Here is a 21,770-nt window from a genome sequence, read left to right on the forward strand (position 1 = left end):
CAATGAGGACGCTTTAGCGTCCTCATTGTTTTATTCCTCAAGCTTATATTCCTCAAGCTTATATTGTCTATGAAAAGTTTGATAAAAGTCTATTTTTTACCTCTTCCATACTTCCTAAGGATTTTATATCCCCAGGTTTAGGAACTTCTTCGATACTCCATGGCCCAAACTTGATCCTTTTTAATTCTATAACTTTATAACCTAAAGCCTTTATCATGAGTTTTATCTGCCTTTTTTTACCTTCGTTTAAACTGATTTGTAGGAGCGATAGATCCTTTTCTTTTTTCAAAATCTTCACCTTGGATTTCATCGTTTTATATCCGGTTTCAAGTGTGATACCTTCTTCCAACATCTGCAATTCCTTTTTTGAAGGTGTACCTGTTACCAATACTTCATAAACTTTTGCGACCTTATTTTCAGGCCTCAACAAATAATTGGCTAAATCGCCATCGTTTGTCAGAAGCAAAAGACCGCTTGAATCGTAGTCAAGCCTGCCTACGTAAAAAATTCTTTCTTCAATCTTTCCTTTCAGCAAATCATTTATCGTTTTTCTACCAAAATCGTCTTTAAAGGTACACAAGATTCCTTTAGGTTTGTTCAGAAGGTAATAAACCTTGTTTTCAGCTTTCTTTTTTAGATCGGAAAGATAATATTTTTTATTGTTAAATTCTATGAAATCATTTTCTTTTAATTCATACCATGGTTCTTTAACCAATTTGTTGTTGACTTTCACGCCTTTTTTTAATATGTATTCTGAGGACTGTCTTCTACTCAGAGATATTATTTGGAGAGCCTTTTGTAACTTCATTCTTCTTCATTTCCTCCAATTTTTTCAACGTTTTATCCGGTAAGAATTCGTAAAATTTTTCTGTAAGATGGTAGTATGTATGGTTTTTCTTTTTACTTTTTTTAATTAAATCGTATTCCATTAACTTCTTTAGTTGGTAATAACTATTTTTACCTCTGATTTGTTCTATTTCAACAACCCTGCTATCTCCATTCATAAACAGTATTGCTAATACTTCAAATTGAGTTTGTGTTAACTCAAATTTTCGAGGATTTGTGAAGACCATAGATTTTATTTCTGGCTTTATTTCAAATCTGTATTTGTTGCCATTTTTTATCAATTCCACACCGTGTTGGTCACCAATATAATGCAATTCTATTTCTTCAAGATAGCTTCTCAATTCTTCTTCTTTTATCTTTAAACGCTTGGAGATCTCTTTGAAAGATACACCGTTAGGAGTTGAAAATATTAATGCTTCTATCATTCGAATTTCTACATCTATTTTGCTTTTAGCCATTCAAATCACTTCCAAGATTTTGCGAACTAAGTTTAATAAAGAGACCTTTTTCATATTCGAAAAAACCACGGTTTACCAAAATTAGGGAAGCTAAAAACATTACTAAAAAATTCATCTTTTTATGTTGAGAATATTCGAAAAGATCTAGAATATTAAATTCGTCTTTTTTTTCGAGCATTTTTATTGCATCTTCTATACGATAAGTATCTCGGATAATTTCGAGTTTTTTTTGTTTTGTAATGTAGTCATCGAAGAACTTAACTAACTGATTTTCAATGATCTCTTTTTCTATTGATGCCTTATTCTTAACTCTAACAGGTTTTTTCTTATCTTCACCAAAATCTTTTTTTATGATCTCTTGGGCTTTTTTGATAACGTCGTAATTTTCAATGGTCTCATATATGATCTCTCTATGTTTTCTAAATTCTTTATCGTTATTAGAATTGGGAAGTATTTCTTTGGACTTCAAAAATGTCAAATAAGACGCTAATTCTAAAAATTCCCCTATAGAGTTTAGGTCCTGAAAGTTATCGTTGAGGTAATCAACAAACATATCTGAGATGTAACTGACAGATATCTTTCTAACCGGTATCTTTTTTTCCTTTATTAATTCAACGAGTTTAAAAAAAGGGCCAGAAAATATGTCTAATTTTATATCGAGATAGTTAAAGTTAATTATTTGATCCTCCTCACCATCTGAAATGTAAAGCCTCTCTAACCTCTTGCATAGTTTGGCTGGCAACCTTTCTTGCCTTTTCGTTTCCATCTTCAGCTATTTCTATTGCATCTTCTACAGAAGTAGAAGATAATTTATCCCAAACTGGTTCAAGTCTTTCTTTTATGTTTTTGATCAACAACTTTTTACAGTCAACACACCCGATTCCAGCAGTAGTACAACCATTCCGTACCCAATCTTTTTCATCTTCAGATTTAGTGAATGCCTTATGGTAATCCCATACTGGACATTTTTCGGGATTTCCAGGATCTGTTCTTCTTACCCTTGCAGGATCTGTCATCATAGGAAGAATTTTTTCTTTCAACTCTTTCTCGTTAGTTTCTATGTTTATAACGTTACCATAACTCTTCGACATCTTTCTTCCATCTGTACCAGGGAGTTTAGGCACTTTGGAAATAATCGGTTGTGGTTCAGGAAATATTTCTTTGTACTTCATATTAAACTTTCTTGCGATTTCTCTAGTAAATTCCAGATGGTAGATTTGATCTTCACCAACCGGCACTCTATCGCCTTTATATATCAAAATATCTGCGGCTTGTAGAACGGGGTACCCTAAAAATCCTAAGTTAGTTAAATCCTTATTGGATATGTTACTTATTTGATCCTTATAGGTTGGTATCCTTTCTAGTCGTGAAACTGGGGCTATCATACTAAAAATTAAATAAAGTTCCGCATGTTCCTTTATAGCGGATTGAACAAATAAAACACTTTTTTTAGGATCCAACCCTACTGCGATATAATGCCTTATTATATCAAAAGTAGAAGGTTGTATTATCTCAGGTGTATCATAATGAGAGGTCAAAGCATGCCAATCAGCAACAAAGAAAAAATTTTTGTCTGATTTATTTTGAATCTCTACCCAATTTTCTAAGGTCACAAAGTTTCCTATATGTAATTTACCTGTAGCTCTCATTCCACTTAGAACGGTCATCTTTTACCTCCGTTTATTATATTTTTTTATGTTCTTAGTTATTATAGCATAGATTTGTTGTTTAAGGGACTTTAAATTATATAAAGGAGTTATTCTTTTTATAATTTCTACTGTATCTTGTATGTTTTGTTCTATTTCCTTTAGGATAAAATAGCCTCAATGAAGAACTAATTAAATGAATCAATGGTATGATTGAATCAGTCGTTAAAGTTTTCTTAAAATAAGTCGATAATGAATAGGAGAGAAAGAATTTAAAGGAAGTGAAGACAATGGCTACTAATCCCTATGTTGGTACCTTTCAATTAACTGGAGCAGTTTCAGGAATGGATACCCAAGCGATGGTTGAAAAATTGATGGAGATTGAGCAACAACCCTTAAATAGAGCTCAAGAAAAGTTCGACGCCCTTACCTACAAACAAAAACTTTGGATGGAAGTCGACAACAAGTTAGAAGATTTTTACGATTATTTGATCACTTTCAAATTGAAGAGTAATTTGATTCCAAAAAGTGCCACCTCTTCCAACGAAAGTGTATTAACAGCTACAGCTCCTTCAGATGCTGATAATTCAACTTTTTACTTGAAGGTTAATTCTTTGGCTTCTCCTACCGTTCTTTTGGGGGAAAATATTGATCCAACAATTAAAAAAAGTTCAACGATAGCAGATGTTATAGGTACATCAGCTGATTCAACTTTTACCATCACAAAAGGAAGTGTTTCGGATACTATAACCGTTTCAGACAGTGAAACGGTACAGGATCTTATTAACAAAATAAACGCATCAACCTTAGGAGTACAAGCAAAATTTGATGATGCAAACGGTAAATTTTTCATAGTTAACAAAGAAAATGGGAACGTTGATATTAGTGTAAGTGCTGAGGCGGGTTCTAACGGTGAAAACTTGATAACGGCCCTGAATTTGAATGGAACAGCTGATTCGGACGATGATAATACAGTTAGAACCTTAGGAAGTTCCGGACAGGTTGAATTGTCTTTTGATGGAAGTACATCTATCACCACGTATGACAATTTAACAGAAAACACTTTGAACGTTTTCGGTACTACAATCGATTTAAAATCAACCTCGAGCAGTTATGTAAAAGTTTCTATAGAACAAGATATAGATAAGAGTGTTGAAAGTATAAAAGAATTTGTCGATAAGTACAACGAAACGATTACTTATGTGTACGATCTATTACATGAAAAAAAAGTTAACGATAAACCAACAGAAGAGATGACAGAAGAAGACTATATGAAGGGGATGCTAAAAGGAGATAATAACCTAGAGAAAATATTTTATACTCTAAGAAATATGGTTTACTCACCTGTAGATATAGAACAATCTGGTTCCCAATATAATACACTTTTTGATATCGGAATAACTTCTGGAGATTTAGGTTCCGGTTATGAAAATACAATGAAAGGATTATTGAATGTCGATGAAGATAGACTTAGAGAAGCTTTGAATACAAATGCCGAAGATGTATGGAAATTGTTCGCAACAAACGATACAACTAATAAAGAATATGGATATGCTCAATCCGTTCAGAATTATCTGTATGAAGTAACTAAGTTCAATGGGTATATCGATCGAATTGCCGGTACCAACGGCACCATAGGTAACGAGATGAGACGACTCGCCAGGGAAATGACCAACCTATTAGACAGGCTTCAAAGAAAAGAAGCACAATATTATGCACAGTTTTCAGCTATGGAACAAGCCATTCAACAGATGAACGCACAAGGAATGTATATGCTAAACGCTTTTTCTAACCAATAGATAAAACAAAAGCCGGTACTGTTTTTTAAAAAACAGTACCGGTTATTTTTATTGAGCCATTTTTATTTTACCCAACAGATTTTTCTTGTGCAACTTCAGCTTCTTTTTCAGGTTGAACAACTTCGTAGTTTTGTTCTGCGTACAATTTCAACCCTGTTCCTGCTGGAATAGGTTGTCCTACTATCACGTTTTCTTTTAATCCTTTCAATCTATCTACTTTACCTTCTATAGCTGCCTCTGTTAGTATTTGTACAGTTTGCTGGAATGAAGCAGCAGAAAGCCATCCTTCTTTTTCTAAAGAAGCCTTTGTAATTCTTAACAACCTACGCTCAAATTTTATGGTATCTTTAGGATTTATAAGATATTTTTTGGATGTACCTACTAGATGAGTTTTCCCATCTTCAGTGGTAATCTCTTTATATTCTTCATATACTTCAATCTCTTTAATGTTTGTTTCTAGAATCTGATTTAAAATTTCTTCAGTGATCTCTGTTCCTTGTTCGTAGATCTTATCTTCTTCCTCTTCTTCATCTTCGGCAGGGATTATAACCCTCTTTGCCAACTTTTTACTTAAAACTAATTCTCTATTTTCCGTGATATAGGAGTTTTCTTCCAATATTTCCTCGTTAATTTTCTGCACTTTACCATGACTGACTAAATCTCCTGGCATAAAGTCAGTATCCCCACCGTCTATAATCTCAACTTTGTTGATCATCTGTCTAATTATTATTTCAAAGTGTTTATCATGGATGTCCACACCTTGCTCAGCATATATCTTCTTTATTTCACTCAGCAAATAATTTGCTAAAGCGCCTACTCCTAATTCTTTAAGTATTTTTCTGGGTTTTATATTTCCCGTTGTTAACCTTTGACCAGGTAATACTTTGTCTCCTTCTTCTACAACTGCTTTTGTCCTATAGTCAGCCTCATAACTTTCCAGTTCGCCGTCTGAGTTTTCTATTATTATCTTTAATCTTCTTCCTCTTTTGCTTTCAGTATCTCTCTCGATAGCTCTTACTATACCTTTTATAGTTGAGAATTCACCTTCGGGTCCTTTCGTCTTTTTTCTTGCTTCAAACAATTCTTCAGCTCTGGGTAAACCTTGGGTTATATCCGAAGTGGTAGCTATACCACCAGTATGGAAGGTTCTCATAGTTAGCTGCGTACCTGGCTCACCTATAGATTGTGCAGCAATTATTCCTACAGCTTCTCCAATATTGACTAATTTGTAGTTTGAAAGGTCCATTCCATAACATTTTGCACAAATTCCATTTTCAGACTCACATGTAAGAGGAGACCTAATGAAAATAGACGGTCTAACATCAACCTTTTTTATCCCGTGTTTTTCTAGGACTTTGGAAACCTTTAAGTCAATTTTTTCTTGATATTTAAGCAGAGTTACAGTCTTTCCATCAACTTCAACTTTAAGATCTTCTCCAGCGTAAACGTAATCTACCGCGTTATATTCTTTTATATTCAAATCTTGTATACCGTGCAAGAATGCTTCTTCTATGGCTTCTTCTGTGATTTCTTCTCCTTTTCTGATTAATACCTTGCCTTCTACTTGCACATCTTCTAACGATTCTAAGTATGAATCGCTTGGTACATCTTCAATATTTATGGTTTTTTCTTTTGATATTGATATCTCTTTTACATAGTTTGCCAAGAATTGGGCATCTTTTTCTTTTAAGATTGTCCCTTTTTCATATTTTTTATCAGTTTGAGAATTATAAATTATTTCCTTTGTTTCGGGATCCAAAACATCTCTAGCCAAAACTCTACCAAATAAGAAGTCTGATAAGTTCTCAATTTTTGAATCGTCAGCCCAAAGTTCTCTAGCCTCAATACCTTTGTCTGTTCCACAATCATCTTCTGTAATTGTCATACTTTGCGCAACGTCTACGAGTCTTCTAGTTAAGTACCCAGCTGTTGATGTCCTTAAAGCTGTATCAGCTGATCCTTTCCTAGAACCGTGTGTTGAGGTGAAAAATTCTAATTCTGATAATCCATTTTTAAAGTTTGAAGTGATAGGAACTTCAATTATTTTACCGGACGGATCAGCCATCAATCCTCTCATACCGGCTAATTGCTTCAATTGATCTATGTTACCTCTGGCCCCTGATTCAATCATCATCCATATTGGATTGAAGGTGTATTTTCGATATGTTTTCGCTGTTTCTACTGTAACTTTGGCAGTAGCGTTTTCCCAAATTTTAATTATTTCCTTGTACCTTTCATTATCCGTAAGATAACCTTCTTCATAAAGTGATTCAATTTTGAGAACTTCGTTCTTAGACTCTTCTATAAGTTCTTCCCTCTTTGGAGAAACTAATACATCACGTATAGATATGGTTAATCCGGATAATGTCGCATAATGAAAACCAAAATCTTTAATACTATCTAAAAGATCGGCGGTTCTATCTATACCATGTTTCTCAAAAGTGTTGAATATCAATTCTTTTAAGCCCTTTTTATCCATTTTTTGCGAGTAATTTCTTAAATCTTCTGGTACTTCTTCGTTAAAAATTATTTTTCCGATAGTTGTTTTAAGTATACTACCATCTTTATATCTAAACGCAATTGGTTCGTGAAGGGATAAATCAGACTTTTCCCATATCAGTTCTCCATCTTGAAGATATATATCGGAATCCACTATTTTTAAGTATTCGTAAGCATATGTGGCTTCTAAATCTTCAGAAAATATGTGTCGAATATATCCATTCTCTCCCAATTCAGAAACTTTAGTAGGTACCTTTAGATTTTCAAATTTCTCATCTTCATGCAAGGTTAAATAATATGCACCTGCAATTATATCTTTTCCTGGCATGGACAATGGTTTGCCGTTCGCCGGTGAGATAATATTATATCTTGATAACATTAAAAATTTTGACTCCGCCTGGGCTATACTAGAAAGTGGAATATGTACAGCCATTTGATCACCGTCAAAGTCGGCATTAAACGGAGGACAAACCAATGGATGCAACCTTATTGCGTCACCTTCTATTAGTTTTGGAATGAAGGCTTGAATTGATACTCTGTGCAAGGTAGGCGCCCTATTTAAGAGAACAGGATGCCCTTTTATAACCTCTTCTAAAACCTCCCAAGCTTCGGGCATTTCTTTTTCTATTATAGTTTTTTTGAATTTTCTAGCACTTTTACTTGCAACGTTTGAATCTTTCAACAATTCGGCTAGAACAAAAGGTTTAAATAGTTCTAAAGCCATCTTTTTTGGTAAACCACATTCGTGAATCTTAAGATCAGGTCCAACAGCGATAACAGCTCTACCGGAGTAATCAACCCTTTTACCCAAGAGATTTCTTCTAAATCTACCTTTTTTACCTTTCAATAAATCTGTTAGTGATCTTAAAGGCCTTCTATTTCTATCGGTCATTGGTTTACCAACACGTCCGTTATAGAAAAGTGAATCCACAGCTTGTTGAAGTATCCTTTTTTCATTTCTTACGATAATTTCAGGCGCTTCCATTTCTAAAAGCTTTTTTAAACGGTTGTTCCTATTTATTACCTTTCTATATAAGTCATTTAAATCGGTCGCAGCAAACCTTCCACCATCAATTTGTATCAAGGGCCTTAGATCGGGTGGTATAACGGGTATGATATTTGAAATTACCCATTCAGGTTTATTGCCAGATTTTATGAAATCCTTAACTAGTTTCAATCTTCTCAATATTTTTACACTTTTTTGACTTTTCCTATCCAATTTTTCTAATTCGGATTCTAATCGCGCTTTTAATACTTCAAGATCTATCTTTCTCAATAATTTTTGAATGGCTTCCGCACCATAACCATTTTTAAATTCCTCATATCTGTTTATTTGAAATATCTTTTCTGTCCCGTCTTCTTCCTTCGCAACTAAATCTTTTACGCCAAATTCTTGAAGCTCGTTTAACACATCTTGTGTAATTTTTGTGCCTTTTTCAAATTTCTTCGTGGGAAATTCAATTTCTGATACCAATTCTTTGCCGATTACTTTTTCTCTTTCTTCTTTAATCCTTGAATTGAGTATCTTCATTACTTCTTCGTAGGCTCTGGCTTCATCTTCTAGCAAGATATCCCCTATTTTTTTACCTATCCTTTTTGCAAATCTCTTATCAATATCTGTGATAACTACAATCGGCGTATCACGTTCTATATCTCTTTCTACTTCTATGGAACCGGGATAGTACTCTAAAAATAAGGAATATTCCTTCTGAGTAAGATAATCCTCTTCAAACAAAAATCTATCTGCCAACGGTGTTCCTTTCTCAACTTTTTGTCCATCCTCCACCATTATTGATGAGCCTTCAAAGACTGGGTACTTTCTTTCAACTCCAGTATCATCTCTGATTATTATCCAATTCAATTCTCTTTCGGTGTGTGTTAACTCAGACTTAATCTCTACGGTTCCATCTATATCAGCTATGGGCATACCTTTAACTGAAACTATTTTTACAGCAGGTTCTACTCTTAAATCTAAATATTCAGAGAATATTTCATACTCCCGTTGATATAATATTTCTCCGGGTAAATATCCTAAATCTTCATTTTCGGGTCCGGGTAGCGTTAAATAAGCTCGTTCAATAACTCTTTTTGACCCATAGTAAATGATATTTTCTAAATCTTTCACACCAATGTTTAGTATGATAGAAAGAATAGATGGAGAAGACTTTAAATACCAAATGTGAGAAACAGGTGTCGCCAATTCAATATGACCTATCTTTCTTCTCCTAGCTTCTTTGGATTCTACCTTTACTCCACATCTTTCACATACAGTTCCTTCATACTTTTTGCCCTTATACTTACCACAAGCACATTCATAATCTTTTACGGGGCCAAAAATTTTTTCACAGAATAAGCCGTCTTTTTCAGGCTTACCTGTTCTGTGATTTAAAGTTTCGGGTTTCTTAACTTCACCATTTGAAGCTTCCAATATACTTTGAGGAGAAGCTATACCTATTTTTATTTTAGCAATCTTTCTTTGAAAGGAAGAAACATTTGCCAATTGAAATCCCTCCCTGAGGGTACATTTTTTATTTTACTCTCCGTCACCTTTGAAATTTAGATTTAATGTAATTAATTAGAGCCTATCAACATCCAACTCATTTCCATCTTCATCGTAAAGCTTAATATCTAGCATCAAGCCTTGTAATTCTTTTGTTAAAACTTTAAAACTTTCAGGAATCCCTGGTTCGGGTAGGTTTTCACCTTTTAATATCGCTTTGTAAACTTCATTCCTACCTTTAATGTCATCGGATTTATAAGTTAACATTTCGTTGAGAGTATGAGCTGCACCATGAGCCTCTAGCGCCCATACCTCCATCTCTCCAAATCTTTGTCCTCCAAAATGAGCTTTACCTCCTAATGGTTGCTGGTGAATTAAAGAATATGGACCAGTTGATCTTGCATGTATTTTATCTTTTGCTATATGAGATAATTTCAGCATATACATGGAGCCTACCGCAACAGGGGAATCAAAAGGTTCGCCTGTTCGACCATCTCTAAGAACAATTTTACCGTTAGGATGATCAGGGTCGTCACCCAAATATAAATCGCGTTCTTTCCTTACTTTATATAACTCATCCATAATTTCAGCTTCAGTTGCACCATCAAAAATCGGTGTAGCATAGTAGTCGTTTGTTAACATAGAAAGCCACCCTAGATGAAGTTCCAAAACTTGCCCAATATTCATTCTTGAAGGAACCCCTAAAGGTGAAAGTAACATTTGCAAAGGTGTACCATCTGGTAGAAATGGCATATCTTCTTTATTCAAAATGGTCGAAATAACGCCTTTGTTACCATGCCTACCAGCTAATTTATCTCCAACTTGTAGTGTTTTTTTCGTTGCTATGAAAACTTTGACATATTTATTTACACCAATTTCTAAAGAAGGAATATCTTTCCGATCAAAGATCTGAACGTCTATGACCCTTCCTTCTATTCCATGAGGAACCGTTAAAGACGAGTCTTTAATATCTCTACCTTTATCACCAAACACTGATTTGATGAGTTTTTCTTCGGGAGTAGTATCTGATTCCCCCCTAGGAGTTACTTTTCCTACGAGAATGTCTCCTGAAGAAACGTAAGAACCAACTTTAACTATCCCTTCTTCATCCAAATTCCTTAAAAGTTCTTTTTTAACATTCGGAATATCCGAAGTTATTTCTTCTGGGCCCAACTGAGTATCCATAGCTTTTGTTTCAAAAACTTCTATGTGAATCGATGTAAAAATATCGTTTTCTAACAATTCTTGACTAACCACTATTGCGTCTTCAAAATTGTATCCTTCCCAAGGAATAAATCCAATGAAAACATTGCGCCCTAGAGCCAACTCCCCCATGTCCATGGACGGACCATCAGCTATGGGCTCTCCTTTCTCTACTACATCTCCAACATTAACGATAGGAACTTGGTTTATACACATGTCTTGATTCGATCTAACATATTTTAATAAAGTATATTCATCTTTTAAGGGCTCACCATTGGAATCTTTTAGGATGTTATTCTCTTCGTCCAATCTAGTGATTATAATCTTTCTTCCATCTACATAATCAACGATACCTTTATGGTTTGCCATAATCAAATAGCCAGAATCTCTCGCTGCTAACCATTCTACTCCCGTACCAACAAAGGGAGCTTTGGGTTTAAGAAGAGGAACAGCCTGCCTTTGCATATTCGATCCCATTAATGCTCTATTAGCGTCATCATGTTCTAAAAATGGAATAAGAGCAGCTGACACAGAAGCAATCTGTTTTGGAGTGACTGATATATATTCAATCTCATCTTTGTGAAATAAACTTACTTTCCCCAAATATCTAGCTTCGATGTACTCTTCTAAGAAAGAACCGTCTTCCCCAATTTCTGCCGAAGCAGGGGCAATTTTATAAAGTTCTTCTTCATCGGCAGTTAAATATACTATATTGCTTAAATCAACTTTTGCATGTCTTACTCTATAATAAGGAGTTTTCAAAAAACCAAATTCATCAACTTTAGCTAAAATTGCCATAGAAGTAATTAATCCAATATTCGCACCTTCAGGAGTCTCTATAGGACACATCCTCCCATAATGAGAATGATGAACATCCCTTACTTCAAATTTAGCATGTTCTCTTTTCAAACCTCCAGGGCCTATTGCTGATAACCTTCTCTTGTGAGTTAGCTCAGCTAACGGATTAACCTGATCTAAGAATTGTGATAATTGACTAGATGCAAAAAATTGGTGAAAGGCAGTCATTAATGCCCTTGAATTTATCAAGGATTGAGGGCTTATTTTATTAATCGATTGTACGCCCGCAAGCTTTTCAGGGGCATGTTGAACCATTTTAGAAAAGGCTCTTTCAAATTCAATCTGCATTAGTTCTCCAACCGATCTAACTCTTTTGTTACCCAAATGATCTCTTGTATCAAGCCCTTCAACATTTTCTTTTAAATGCAACAAATACCTTGCAGCCAAGATAATGTCTAACTTGTCAACAGCAAAAGTTTTAACAGGATATTTTATCTTATCTTCCAGGTCTTCAGAAATATCCTTTTTTTCAACTTCTCGTAGATAGTCGATATAAGGTTTTCTCAATTTTACTTGAATTTTCTGCCTTCCGATCTGTGAAAAATCAAATTTATCTGGATTGAAGTACATATCTTCTATTTCTTCTTTAGCCTTTTGAGCCCTAGGAATTTCAGTTGGTTTTAATTTAGAAAAAATTTCTTTGTAAGCTTCCATAGAAGTTAAATTTTCTTCTTTTTCGTATCTTTTTTTCATCTTTTCCAGCGTTAATTCGGCAACCACATGTGCTACCGTTACAGTCTTAATGTCGTATTTTTTCAACAGTTCCAAAACCTCATGTAATTTCATACCGTATATTGTTTTTCTTGGAGGATCCATATTATCTAATTCTTGGAAAGATAAATCTGATAATACAGTACAATTAGTATAATTCGATATATCAACTTCATCTTCTAAATCAATTTCTTTTGGAAATAAACGTAATATATCCATATCGTTCTCGTATCCCAATGCCCTCAAAAAAAGAAAAAAATTGAATTTTCTTTTTCTGTCTATTCTCACTTGAAGAACCTCTTTACCTGGATTGGGATTGTAAAGCAACTCCAACCATGCACCTTTAATCGGTAAAAAATGTGCTATAAACATTTCTTTAGAGGTGTCTGTCTCTTCTTCTTTTATAAAATATAACCCGGGTGATCTAACTAGTTGGTTAACTATTACCCTTTCTGCTCCATTAACAACAAATATACCTCTATCAGTCATATAAGGTATGTTACACAAAAAAATGTCGTCTTTTTCAATCATTTCCCCGATTGCAGAATCAGTTATTCTAACCTTTAAATAAGCTTTTCCTGCATAAGTCAATCCTTTGTCCCTACATTCACTCTCACTAAAAGAGGGGTCTTCAAACCTCACATCTACAAAATCAATCAAAAATTCTTTGTTTTTCTTTCCGCTTGTTTTAACGGGTATCTTAATAGGCATATATCTTTTAATGCTTTCCATAACCTTGTTGTTTAAAAAATCTTTAAAAGAGTCTTTTTGAATTTTTACTAAATCCTCGTAAATTTCTGAATTCTCAAGAACTTTTCCAAAAAACTTTCTTTCTCTCTTCCCTGCTTCTCGTACAACCGTATTCAAAGGAACCACCTCGGTATTTAGTCAAAATAAAATTGGTAAAAAATAAGAGAAAAATCGCATTAGACAAAAAGTCCAATGCGAATTCTATTATAACTTTTTTTCTTGAAGAAAAGGTTAAAAAAAGGATTCAACTTAATTTCAAATTCGACTTATTTTAATTCTACTTCGGCTCCCGCTTCTTCAAGTTTTTTCTTTATTTCTTCTGCTTCTTCTTTTGGAGCACCTTCTTTTATTACTGCATCAGGAGTTCCAGCTTTTTCAACGAGATCTTTAGCTTCTTTAAGACCTAGATTTGTGATTTCTCTTACTACTTTTATTACGCCAATCTTTTTGTCTCCGAAACTTTTCAAAACAACATCAAAATCTGTTTTTTCTTCTTCCTGTTGCGCTGGAGAAACGCCTGCTGCACCTGGTACTGCTGCCATTACAGGGGCCGCTGCGGAAACTCCAAATTCATCTTCGAGCGCTTTTACTAATTCAGCTAATTCTCCTACGGTCATATTTTTAATTTCGTTTATAAGTTCCTCTTTTGTCATTTTCCTACACCTCCAAACTTATTTTTTTTCCTTAATAGCGTTAAACACGAATACTAATTTCCTCAAATTATCAGATAAAGCATTTACCAAACCAGAAATAGGATTATTAAGAGATCTAACAACAGTGGCGTAAAGTTCCTGCTTCGACGGTAGTTTTGCATACTCTTCAGCTTGAACTGAATCAAAAATCTTTCCTTCCAAAACCCCACCTTTAATAAAAGGTTTATTATTGTGAGAATTGGAAAATTTCTTTACTGCCTTTAAAACTTCAATGGGGTCTGATTCCTCAGCGTGTATAACCCCCGTACTCCCTTCAAAAAATTTTTCAAATTCTTCCAATTTCTTATCTGCTAATTTAACCGCCGTCTTTAATAAAGAAGTTCGATAAACGGTATAGACAACATCCTTTCCAAAGTTTTTATATAGTTCTAATCTGAAGTCGTTAGTCTCTGTCACTGACATCCCGGTAAAATCAACAAACAAAATAGCAGGAGAGGACTCTAAGGCATGAATAAAGTCGTCTATTAAAGACTTTTTGCGTTCTTTAGTTAACAAAAAATAACACCTCCTTAAATAAAAAAGCCGCAACAGGTAGCGGCTAAAAGAAACAAAAATTATTCCTTTTTCCGCGTACCTCGGTAGGTGAGATTCCATCTCTTTAACCAATTAAAGACCTACTTTCTTTGGCACGCCATCTATTTTTCACAATAGATTAAAATTCCTGAAGTTAAGCAACAGATGCTAAAGATAGAGTATTTAAATCAATATTGATCCCTGGCCCCATTGTTGCAGCAATCGTAGCTTTTCGAATAAATTTTCCCTTTGAATTTTCGGGTTTCATCTTCATTAATTGTTCAAAAGCAGCAATTAAATTTTCTTGTAAGTCCATTTTATCAAAAGAAACCTTCCCAATAGGGATGTGTATGTTTCCTGTTCTGTCATTTCTAAATTCCACCTTACCGGCTTTAAACTCTTTAACCGCTTGAGCAACATCATCGGTTACCGTTCCTGCTTTTGGAGAAGGCATAAGACCTCGTGGACCTAATACTTTACCAAGTCTACCTATCTTTCTCATTATATCAGGGGAAGCAATTGCTACATCAAAATCAGTCCAGCCTTCATTGTTTATTCTATCTATTAGGTCATCCGAGCCAACAAAATCAGCACCCGCTTGCCTAGCCTGATCAGCCTTTTCTCCTTCTGCAAAAACTAAAACTCTTACATTTTTACCAGTTCCTTTGGGCAAAGAAATCGTACCTCTAACGTTTTGATCTCCTTTTTTAGGATCTATTCCCAAAAGCGCATGAAGTTCCACAGTACCGTCGAACTTTGTGTATGAAGTTTTTTTAACTAAATCCAGCGCTTCATCAATACTGTAATTTTTCTGCCTATCAACAAGTTTTATCACTTCTCTATACTTTTTCCCGTGTTTTGGCATATACCTCTCCTCCCTTCTTAATCTTCAATTTCTATTCCCATACTCCTAGCAGTTCCAGCAATAATCTTTGTTGCTGCATCTAAATCCTTAGCGTTCAGATCTTTCATCTTCATTTCTGCAATTTCACGAAGCTGTTTCCTCTTAATTTTGGCAACAACTTCTTTGCCAGGTTCCTTAGCAGCTGATTTGATACCTGCGGCTTTTTTTACTAAAAAAGAAGCGGGAGGAGTTTTAACTATAAACGTGAAAGACCTATCTTCAAAAACAGATATTTCTACCGGCAATAATGTTCCTGCCTGATCTGCAGTTGCTGCATTGAACTTCTTACAAAATTCCATCAAGTTTACACCATATTGCCCCAGTGCAGGACCTACAGGTGGAGCGGGTGTCGCTTTGCCGGCTTCCAATTGTAATTTAACAACCCTCAAAAGCTTTTTTGCCATACACTCTTAACCTCCTTGTGGTAAAATGGGAAAATCCCTCCCACATTTTATTTAATCAATGATCTTTTCAATTTCTCCCAAAGATAGTGTCACTGTAGTTTCACGCCCAAACATAGTCACTACAACTTGCACTTCTTGTTTTTCCAAATCATAGTCCTTAATTTTACCTGTAAAATATTCAAAAGGACCATTTATAATCTTGACATGCTCTCCTACTTCAAAATCAGTTCTAATCTCCCTAACTTGCCTCTTCTGGTAAGCTTCTTCACCCATTAATCTTAGAACAACCCTTACCTCATTTTTATTCAATTTTACAGGTTTCCCACCTATGTTCAAAATAGTAGATACATAAGGTAAATTGTTAACCAATTTTTCGGTTTCTTTATTATACATCATTTCAACAAAAACATAACCCGGAAATAAATTTTTCTTTTTTGTTTTTATAATCTTTATCTCTTTGTGAAAAGGAGTCTCTCTAATATCGATTCTTCCAGAAAATTTTGCTTTGTACTCTTTAGGTTCACATAATTTATCACCTATTTGAATTTTACTTCCTACTTTAAATTTCTCATGGATAAAGGTTTCTCGAGGCAATAAATAAATATCGTTTTCTTTCGATTCGTTTTCAATAACTACTCTTTTAACCTTTTCAACAGAGACAATTTCTCCGTCAACATCACTTTTATATTCAAGATTTTTACTAAACGGTGTATCTGATCTCACTTTTTTCCCAGACTTTAATCCGCCTAATAAACCAGCGCTTTCTGGTATTAAAAAAGTCTTTGAATATTTTTTTCCTTCTGTCTCAACTATGATTTTTCGGAAATTTTTTATATCAACTATCTTTCCGGAAGATTTTGCAAATATTTCTGGTTCTCTTGCTAAAATATCTCCCTTCTTTACATCCTTACCTTTTTTAACAAGCACCTGAGCCTCTTTTTCGATATAGATTTTCTGTACCCTTCTATTACTATAATTCAACTCATCAACTTCAGGTATTATTATTTTTCCAAAATACTTTTCATACCCTAAATTTTTCATTCTCTCTTCGAGAGCTTCTTTTACTTTATTTTCCATTCCAGAATAAACTTGAAGAACATACCATTCTTTTCGCATCTTATATTATTTTCACCACATCTCAGTTAACAAATTTTATGTATCTCAAATCAAACAATTATCTAGAAGGTACTCCACTTCCTCTTAAGAAAACAGGATAAACCAACCATGAGAATAGTTGCAAAAGTCCAAAATCCACAGCAAAAAGATACACAGTAAAAATTGCTATAACAATCAACACAACCAACGTTGAATTTAACAACTCTTTTCTAGTGGGCCAATTAATTTTTTTTGCTTCTTGCCAAACGGAAGTTAAAAAAATCCAAAATTTAGACATTTATAAACACTCCCATATAGTTTATGAAGAATATACACTTAAATTTTTGCTTCAACATGAAGAGTATGTTTTCTACAATGAGGACAGTATTTTTTTAGTTCAATTTTTTCTTTGTAATTCCTATTTTTCTTTTTATAGTAATTTCTATTATTACATTCTGTACATTTCATCGAAAACTTTATAATTTGAGTCTTAGCAGCCAACGTAATCACCTCTTTCTAAAATAAATTAAAATATAAATGGTGGTGAGGGAAGGATTCGAACCTTCGAAGGCAGTCTGCCAGCGGATTTACAGTCCGCCCCCTTTGGCCACTCGGGCACCTCACCATGAAATCAAAGAAAAAGAAACAGTGGAGCCGATGAAGGGACTTGAACCCCCAACCTGCTGATTACAAGTCAGCCGCTCTGCCAGTTGAGCTACATCGGCAACCAGTTATTTACCAACTGAAGTTGATTATATCAAACCAAAAAAAAGTTGTCAATGGATTTTAAGTTAAAAATATATTAAATTGTACTTTAACTTAATAATCTACAGTTATCAAAAAATCCAATAACAAAGAATTTATCTTTACATATTTTGTTTTTAACAATATTCATGGTAAAATAATAATGAAATGAGAATATAAAAAAATGGCAAATAATAATATTCCGATATAAATATATAAATAAAATAGAGCGACGCGAACTTATTGTTAGTTTTTGTTGCTTAGGTACTGTAAAGGAGGAGATTAGACATGTTTGATAATTTCACAGAAAGAGCTGCAAAAGTTTTTATTGAGGCTCAAAATGAAGCAAAACAGATGGGGCATCCCTATGTTGGAACAGAACACATATTATTGGGGCTGTTAAAAGTTGGAGGAGGTCATTTAGATACCGTATTTGAGGAATTTAATTTGTACTATAATTCTATAAAGATGGAAATAACAAATGTTGTTGGTACGAATTCAACTCAAGGAATAATAGGTTCTCCACAACCCACCCCAAGGGCAAAAAGAATACTAGAGTTGGCATATGATGAATCTGAACTTATGGGATTCAGTAAAATAGACGCCGAACATCTTCTTTTAGGTATTTGTAGAGAAGCAGAGGGAATAGCTTCTCATATATTGAAACGTTCTGGAATAAATCTGACTTTGATGAGAAAAGAATTGACAGATATGATGATAAAAGGCAGATCAACCGGAAAAATGGAGATTGCTAAAACAGAAGAGTTAGAGGAGAGAAAACGTCAAAAACAAAATGCACTTAAGCAACTCGAAGAATATGGAACTGATTTAACCGCACAAGCTGCGAATCATAAATTGGATCCTATAATTGGAAGGGAAGTAGAAATAAATCGAATAATGGAAATATTGGCTAGACGAAAAAAGAATAATCCTGTTTTGATAGGTGAGGCAGGAGTAGGTAAAAGTGCTATAGTCGAAGGTTTGGCTCAAAGAATTGTTGAAGGCCAAGTACCAGAGATATTAAAAAGCAAAACTATTTTTTCCTTGGATATCACCTCAATAGTAGCTGGGACAAAATATAGAGGTGAATTCGAAAAAAGAATGAAAAAATTGATGCAAATATTGCAAAAAACCGAAGATATTATCCTTTTTATCGACGAATTACATATGATTGTAGAAGCAGGGGCGGCAGAAGGGTCTTCTATGGATGCTGCAAACGTATTAAAACCGGCCTTAGCAAATGGAGAAATTACGGTAATCGGTTCTACAACATCAAATGAGTACAGGAAATTCATTGAAAAGGATCCTGCTCTTGAAAGACGTTTCCAAAAGATATATGTAACCGAACCAACTATTGAAGAGACCATAAATATCTTATCTGGAATAAAAAACAAATACGAAGAACATCACAAAGTTAAATATCAACATTCTGCAATTCAATCAGCTGTACAGCTTTCGGTAAGGTACATTACAGATAGACACCTGCCAGATAAAGCCATAGATGTTATTGATGAAGCTGGAGCTAAAGCACGTTTAAGCGCTCTAACACTTCCACATAAACTAAAAATTCAATCTGAAAAGATTGCAGATTTTGAAAGTAAAAGAAATGATTCCAATATTAAAGAAAACATTGAAGAAAAGATAAAAAACATGAAAGAAAAATACGAAGAAGAATACTCGAAATGGAGAACTGAAGCTGAAAATAGAATAATTCAAATAAATGAAGAGAATATAGCAGAAATAATATCCAATTGGACCGGTGTTCCTTTAAGACAGTTGCGCCTGGAAGAGATGGAGAAATTATTGAATTTAGAAGCGGTATTACACGAGCGAGTAGTAGGACAGGATGAAGCTATAAAATCAGTTGCAAAAGCTATAAGAAGGGCACGAAGCGGATTAAAAGATCCAAGAAGGCCAACAGGCGTATTTATGTTTTTAGGACCAACTGGCGTTGGAAAAACTGAACTAGCAAAGACTTTGGCAGCTTATCTCTTTGGAAACGAAACACACTTAGTGAGAATTGATATGAGTGAATACATGGAAAAATTCAGTATCTCCAGACTCGTGGGAGCCCCTCCCGGATATGTCGGTTACGATGAAGGTGGACAGTTGACAGAAATTGTAAGAAGAAGACCTTATTCGGTAATTTTACTAGACGAAATTGAAAAAGCACATGTAGATGTATTCAATATTCTGTTGCAAATAATGGATGAAGGGAGATTGACAGATTCTCAAGGAAGAACCGTTGACTTTAGAAACACAATAATTATTATGACTTCTAACCTTGGATCTGAACAAATCAACAAAACTAAAAGAAACTTGGGTTTTGTTGAAGAAGGAACAGTAGAAAGCGAATACAAAGATATCAAGCAGGAAGTAATGTCTGCAGTGAAGAAAGCGTTCAAACCCGAATTCATTAATAGATTAGATGATGTTATTGTATTTCATCCCCTTACGAAAAATCAACTTAAAGATATTATATCTATTCAGCTAAGCGACCTGAAAAGCAGGTTAGAAGAAAGAAATCTTATATTATCCGTTAAAGAAAGTGCTATCGATTTCTTACTAGAAAAGGGGTATGATTCTGTTTTTGGAGCAAGACCGTTGAAGAGAGCTATACAGAGATATATTGAAGATCCTTTGTCAGAAGAATTATTAAAGGGAAAATATGAAGAAGGAGATAAAATATTAGTAACTCATCAAAAAGGTAAAGAAAATCTTTCTTTCAGAAGAAGTCCGAAAAGTAAAAAACCAATGGAAAAGAAAGTGGTCAATAGTTGAGAAAATCTGAAAGCCACTATGTATGTAATAATTGTGGATATGAATCTGATAAATGGTTCGCAAAATGCCCTATGTGTAATGAATTAGAGTCCGCGGTAGAATATAATACCGCGGATGTTACTATTAATACTGGAAACCTTAAAGTCCCCGATATAGTCTTTCTCGATCAAGAGCTTCCACCAGCAAAAAAAATCCCAACTAATTTTCAAGAAATTGATAGCGTTTTAAACGGTGGGTTGGTTGAAGGTGCGGTTTATTTGCTGAGTGGAGACCCTGGTATTGGAAAAAGCACCTTAATGGCACAAATCGCAAATTCTATTCAAGCAACTGAAGGATTCGCCTTCTACGTTTCCGGTGAAGAATCCACAGAACAAGTTGTTCAAAGATTTAATCGGCTAGAAATAAAAAATAAAAATATAGGATTAATATTTGAAAATAATGTGGACGTTATACTTAAGGCTATGGAAAAGTCTAATATAACACCTTCTGTTATTTTTATAGATTCTGTTCAGACCTTAAAAATAGACAGTATTGATTCCTCCCCTGGTAGTATTCTCCAAGTAAGGGAAAGTACTAGAAAGATGGTGGAATACGCTAAGAAAAAGAATATCCCTATAGTCCTAGTAGGGCACGTAAACAAAGAAGGAGCTATTGCCGGCCCTAAAGTGTTAGAACATATGGTAGATTGTGTTCTTCAAATGGAATTAGAAGGCGGATCTGGATTAAGACTTTTGAAAGTAACCAAAAATCGATACGGCCCCACAGACGAAGTTGTTTTATTTGAAATAACCCAAAAAGGTTTAAAACCTATTGATAATATAAATTCTTTTTTCTTGTCTGATTATTCAAATGAGTCAGGAAACACATTAACCATAGTGAAAGTTGGCCAAAAATTGCTCCCTATAGAAATTCAGGCTTTAGTAAGCAACCCAGTGTATGGGTCCCCCAGAAGGGTTACTTCAGGTATTCCTTTAGATAGGCTTTTAATGATAATTGCAGTACTTTCCAAGAAATTGAAACTTCCTTTGGAAAGTAAAGATATATTTGTCAGTAGTTCAGGAGGGCTAAGAATCAATGACAGTTCAATGGATGTTGCTATAGCTTTATCTTTAATCTCCTCAATATTCGATGCACCTCTTTCTTTTTCGACAATAGCATTTGGAGAAATAGGTTTAGATGGAAGAATAAGGGGTATTCCTCTTTTAGAAAAAAGATTAGAGCTTTCACAGAAAATTGGCTTTAACAATATAGTTATTCCAAAAAAACTTTCTACCAGAAAAAATTCTATTGTATTTGCAGAAAGTGTAAAAGATTTGATAAAATTATTTAAAAAAGGGGGATAAAAT

At 34.3% G+C, this 21,770-nt stretch carries 16 protein-coding genes, 2 tRNA genes and 1 other annotated feature; of the genes, 3 read left to right on the forward strand and 15 right to left on the reverse strand.

What is annotated here, in order from left to right:
• Window positions 1-67: 67 nt before the first annotated feature.
• From X929_RS00830 to trpS, 4 genes are read right to left on the reverse strand one after another with little or no spacing between them, the layout of a single operon-like run.
• On the reverse strand, window positions 68-808 hold the full coding sequence (locus tag X929_RS00830; RefSeq protein ID WP_211286704.1) for a pseudouridine synthase: 741 nt from the start codon (window positions 806-808) through the stop codon (window positions 68-70).
• The gene (gene scpB / locus X929_RS00835) at window positions 768-1,304 is read right to left on the reverse strand and encodes an SMC-Scp complex subunit ScpB (RefSeq protein ID WP_103066178.1); all 537 of its coding nucleotides are present in this window, start codon (window positions 1,302-1,304) and stop codon (window positions 768-770) included. Before scpB ends, X929_RS00830 begins: the two co-directional genes overlap by 41 nt.
• The gene (locus X929_RS00840; RefSeq protein ID WP_121875375.1) at window positions 1,297-2,070 is read right to left on the reverse strand and encodes a segregation and condensation protein A; all 774 of its coding nucleotides are present in this window, start codon (window positions 2,068-2,070) and stop codon (window positions 1,297-1,299) included. The genes scpB and X929_RS00840 overlap by 8 nt, the downstream gene beginning before the upstream one ends.
• On the reverse strand, window positions 1,994-2,971 hold the full coding sequence (gene trpS, locus X929_RS00845; protein WP_103066180.1) for a tryptophan--tRNA ligase: 978 nt from the start codon (window positions 2,969-2,971) through the stop codon (window positions 1,994-1,996). The genes X929_RS00840 and trpS overlap by 77 nt, the downstream gene beginning before the upstream one ends.
• A 269-nt stretch (window positions 2,972-3,240) precedes the next feature.
• Here trpS and fliD point away from each other — a divergent pair, with 269 nt between their 5' ends.
• Window positions 3,241-4,749: a flagellar filament capping protein FliD gene (fliD, locus tag X929_RS00850; protein ID WP_103066181.1), complete on the forward strand. Its 1,509-nt coding sequence runs from the start codon at window positions 3,241-3,243 to the stop codon at window positions 4,747-4,749.
• 67 nt (window positions 4,750-4,816) lie between these two features.
• Here the strand turns inward: fliD and X929_RS00855 are convergent, their stop codons facing one another.
• The 11 genes from X929_RS00855 to X929_RS00905 form a co-directional block, all read right to left on the reverse strand.
• Window positions 4,817-9,748: a DNA-directed RNA polymerase subunit beta' gene (locus X929_RS00855; protein ID WP_103066182.1), complete on the reverse strand. Its 4,932-nt coding sequence runs from the start codon at window positions 9,746-9,748 to the stop codon at window positions 4,817-4,819.
• 75 nt (window positions 9,749-9,823) lie between these two features.
• Window positions 9,824-13,387, reverse strand: coding sequence for a DNA-directed RNA polymerase subunit beta (rpoB, locus tag X929_RS00860; protein WP_103066183.1), 3,564 nt, complete (start codon window positions 13,385-13,387; stop codon window positions 9,824-9,826).
• A gap of 149 nt (window positions 13,388-13,536) precedes the next feature.
• Window positions 13,537-13,923, reverse strand: a complete 387-nt coding sequence (rplL, locus tag X929_RS00865; protein ID WP_103066184.1) for a 50S ribosomal protein L7/L12 — start codon at window positions 13,921-13,923, stop codon at window positions 13,537-13,539.
• 18 nt (window positions 13,924-13,941) lie between these two features.
• A complete protein-coding gene (rplJ, locus tag X929_RS00870; RefSeq protein ID WP_103066185.1) occupies window positions 13,942-14,478 on the reverse strand; it encodes a 50S ribosomal protein L10 in 537 nt (178 codons plus the stop codon).
• A gap of 11 nt (window positions 14,479-14,489) precedes the next feature.
• Window positions 14,490-14,628, reverse strand: a sequence feature (ribosomal protein L10 leader region).
• A gap of 22 nt (window positions 14,629-14,650) precedes the next feature.
• On the reverse strand, window positions 14,651-15,361 hold the full coding sequence (gene rplA, locus X929_RS00875; protein ID WP_103066186.1) for a 50S ribosomal protein L1: 711 nt from the start codon (window positions 15,359-15,361) through the stop codon (window positions 14,651-14,653).
• 17 nt (window positions 15,362-15,378) lie between these two features.
• Complete coding sequence (gene rplK, locus X929_RS00880) at window positions 15,379-15,804, reverse strand: 50S ribosomal protein L11 (RefSeq protein WP_103066187.1); 426 nt, start codon at window positions 15,802-15,804, stop codon at window positions 15,379-15,381.
• A gap of 51 nt (window positions 15,805-15,855) precedes the next feature.
• The gene (locus X929_RS00885) at window positions 15,856-16,920 is read right to left on the reverse strand and encodes a transcription termination/antitermination NusG family protein (protein ID WP_103066188.1); all 1,065 of its coding nucleotides are present in this window, start codon (window positions 16,918-16,920) and stop codon (window positions 15,856-15,858) included.
• Between the two features lie 58 nt (window positions 16,921-16,978).
• Window positions 16,979-17,197: a preprotein translocase subunit SecE gene (gene secE / locus X929_RS00890; RefSeq protein ID WP_103066189.1), complete on the reverse strand. Its 219-nt coding sequence runs from the start codon at window positions 17,195-17,197 to the stop codon at window positions 16,979-16,981.
• Window positions 17,198-17,235: 38 nt separating this feature from the next.
• Window positions 17,236-17,400: a 50S ribosomal protein L33 gene (rpmG, locus tag X929_RS00895; RefSeq protein WP_103066190.1), complete on the reverse strand. Its 165-nt coding sequence runs from the start codon at window positions 17,398-17,400 to the stop codon at window positions 17,236-17,238.
• Window positions 17,401-17,437: 37 nt separating this feature from the next.
• Window positions 17,438-17,524 (reverse strand) — tRNA-Tyr (locus X929_RS00900).
• Between the two features lie 24 nt (window positions 17,525-17,548).
• A tRNA-Thr gene (locus tag X929_RS00905) sits at window positions 17,549-17,624 on the reverse strand.
• Between the two features lie 307 nt (window positions 17,625-17,931).
• On the opposite strand from X929_RS00905, the gene X929_RS00910 reads away from it, so the two are divergent.
• Together X929_RS00910 and radA are read left to right on the forward strand one after the other, a co-directional pair.
• Window positions 17,932-20,424, forward strand: a complete 2,493-nt coding sequence (locus X929_RS00910; protein ID WP_103066191.1) for an ATP-dependent Clp protease ATP-binding subunit — start codon at window positions 17,932-17,934, stop codon at window positions 20,422-20,424.
• Window positions 20,421-21,767: a DNA repair protein RadA gene (gene radA, locus X929_RS00915; RefSeq protein WP_103066192.1), complete on the forward strand. Its 1,347-nt coding sequence runs from the start codon at window positions 20,421-20,423 to the stop codon at window positions 21,765-21,767. The genes X929_RS00910 and radA overlap by 4 nt, the downstream gene beginning before the upstream one ends.
• Window positions 21,768-21,770: the final 3 nt, after the last annotated feature.

Origin of the sequence: Petrotoga olearia DSM 13574 (assembly GCF_002895525.1) — a bacterium.
GTDB lineage: Bacteria > Thermotogota > Thermotogae > Petrotogales > Petrotogaceae > Petrotoga > Petrotoga olearia.

Coding starts and splice junctions, on each gene's coding strand:
- X929_RS00830 (WP_211286704.1), bottom strand. CDS start 808: ATGAAGTTACAAAAGGCTCTCCAAATAATATCTCTGAGTAGAAGACAG.
- scpB (WP_103066178.1), bottom strand. CDS start 1,304: ATGGCTAAAAGCAAAATAGATGTAGAAATTCGAATGATAGAAGCATTA.
- X929_RS00840 (WP_121875375.1), bottom strand. CDS start 2,070: ATGGAAACGAAAAGGCAAGAAAGGTTGCCAGCCAAACTATGCAAGAGG.
- trpS (WP_103066180.1), bottom strand. CDS start 2,971: ATGACCGTTCTAAGTGGAATGAGAGCTACAGGTAAATTACATATAGGA.
- fliD (WP_103066181.1), top strand. CDS start 3,241: ATGGCTACTAATCCCTATGTTGGTACCTTTCAATTAACTGGAGCAGTT.
- rplL (WP_103066184.1), bottom strand. CDS start 13,923: ATGACAAAAGAGGAACTTATAAACGAAATTAAAAATATGACCGTAGGA.
- rplA (WP_103066186.1), bottom strand. CDS start 15,361: ATGCCAAAACACGGGAAAAAGTATAGAGAAGTGATAAAACTTGTTGAT.
- rplK (WP_103066187.1), bottom strand. CDS start 15,804: ATGGCAAAAAAGCTTTTGAGGGTTGTTAAATTACAATTGGAAGCCGGC.
- X929_RS00885 (WP_103066188.1), bottom strand. CDS start 16,920: ATGCGAAAAGAATGGTATGTTCTTCAAGTTTATTCTGGAATGGAAAAT.
- secE (WP_103066189.1), bottom strand. CDS start 17,197: ATGTCTAAATTTTGGATTTTTTTAACTTCCGTTTGGCAAGAAGCAAAA.
- X929_RS00910 (WP_103066191.1), top strand. CDS start 17,932: ATGTTTGATAATTTCACAGAAAGAGCTGCAAAAGTTTTTATTGAGGCT.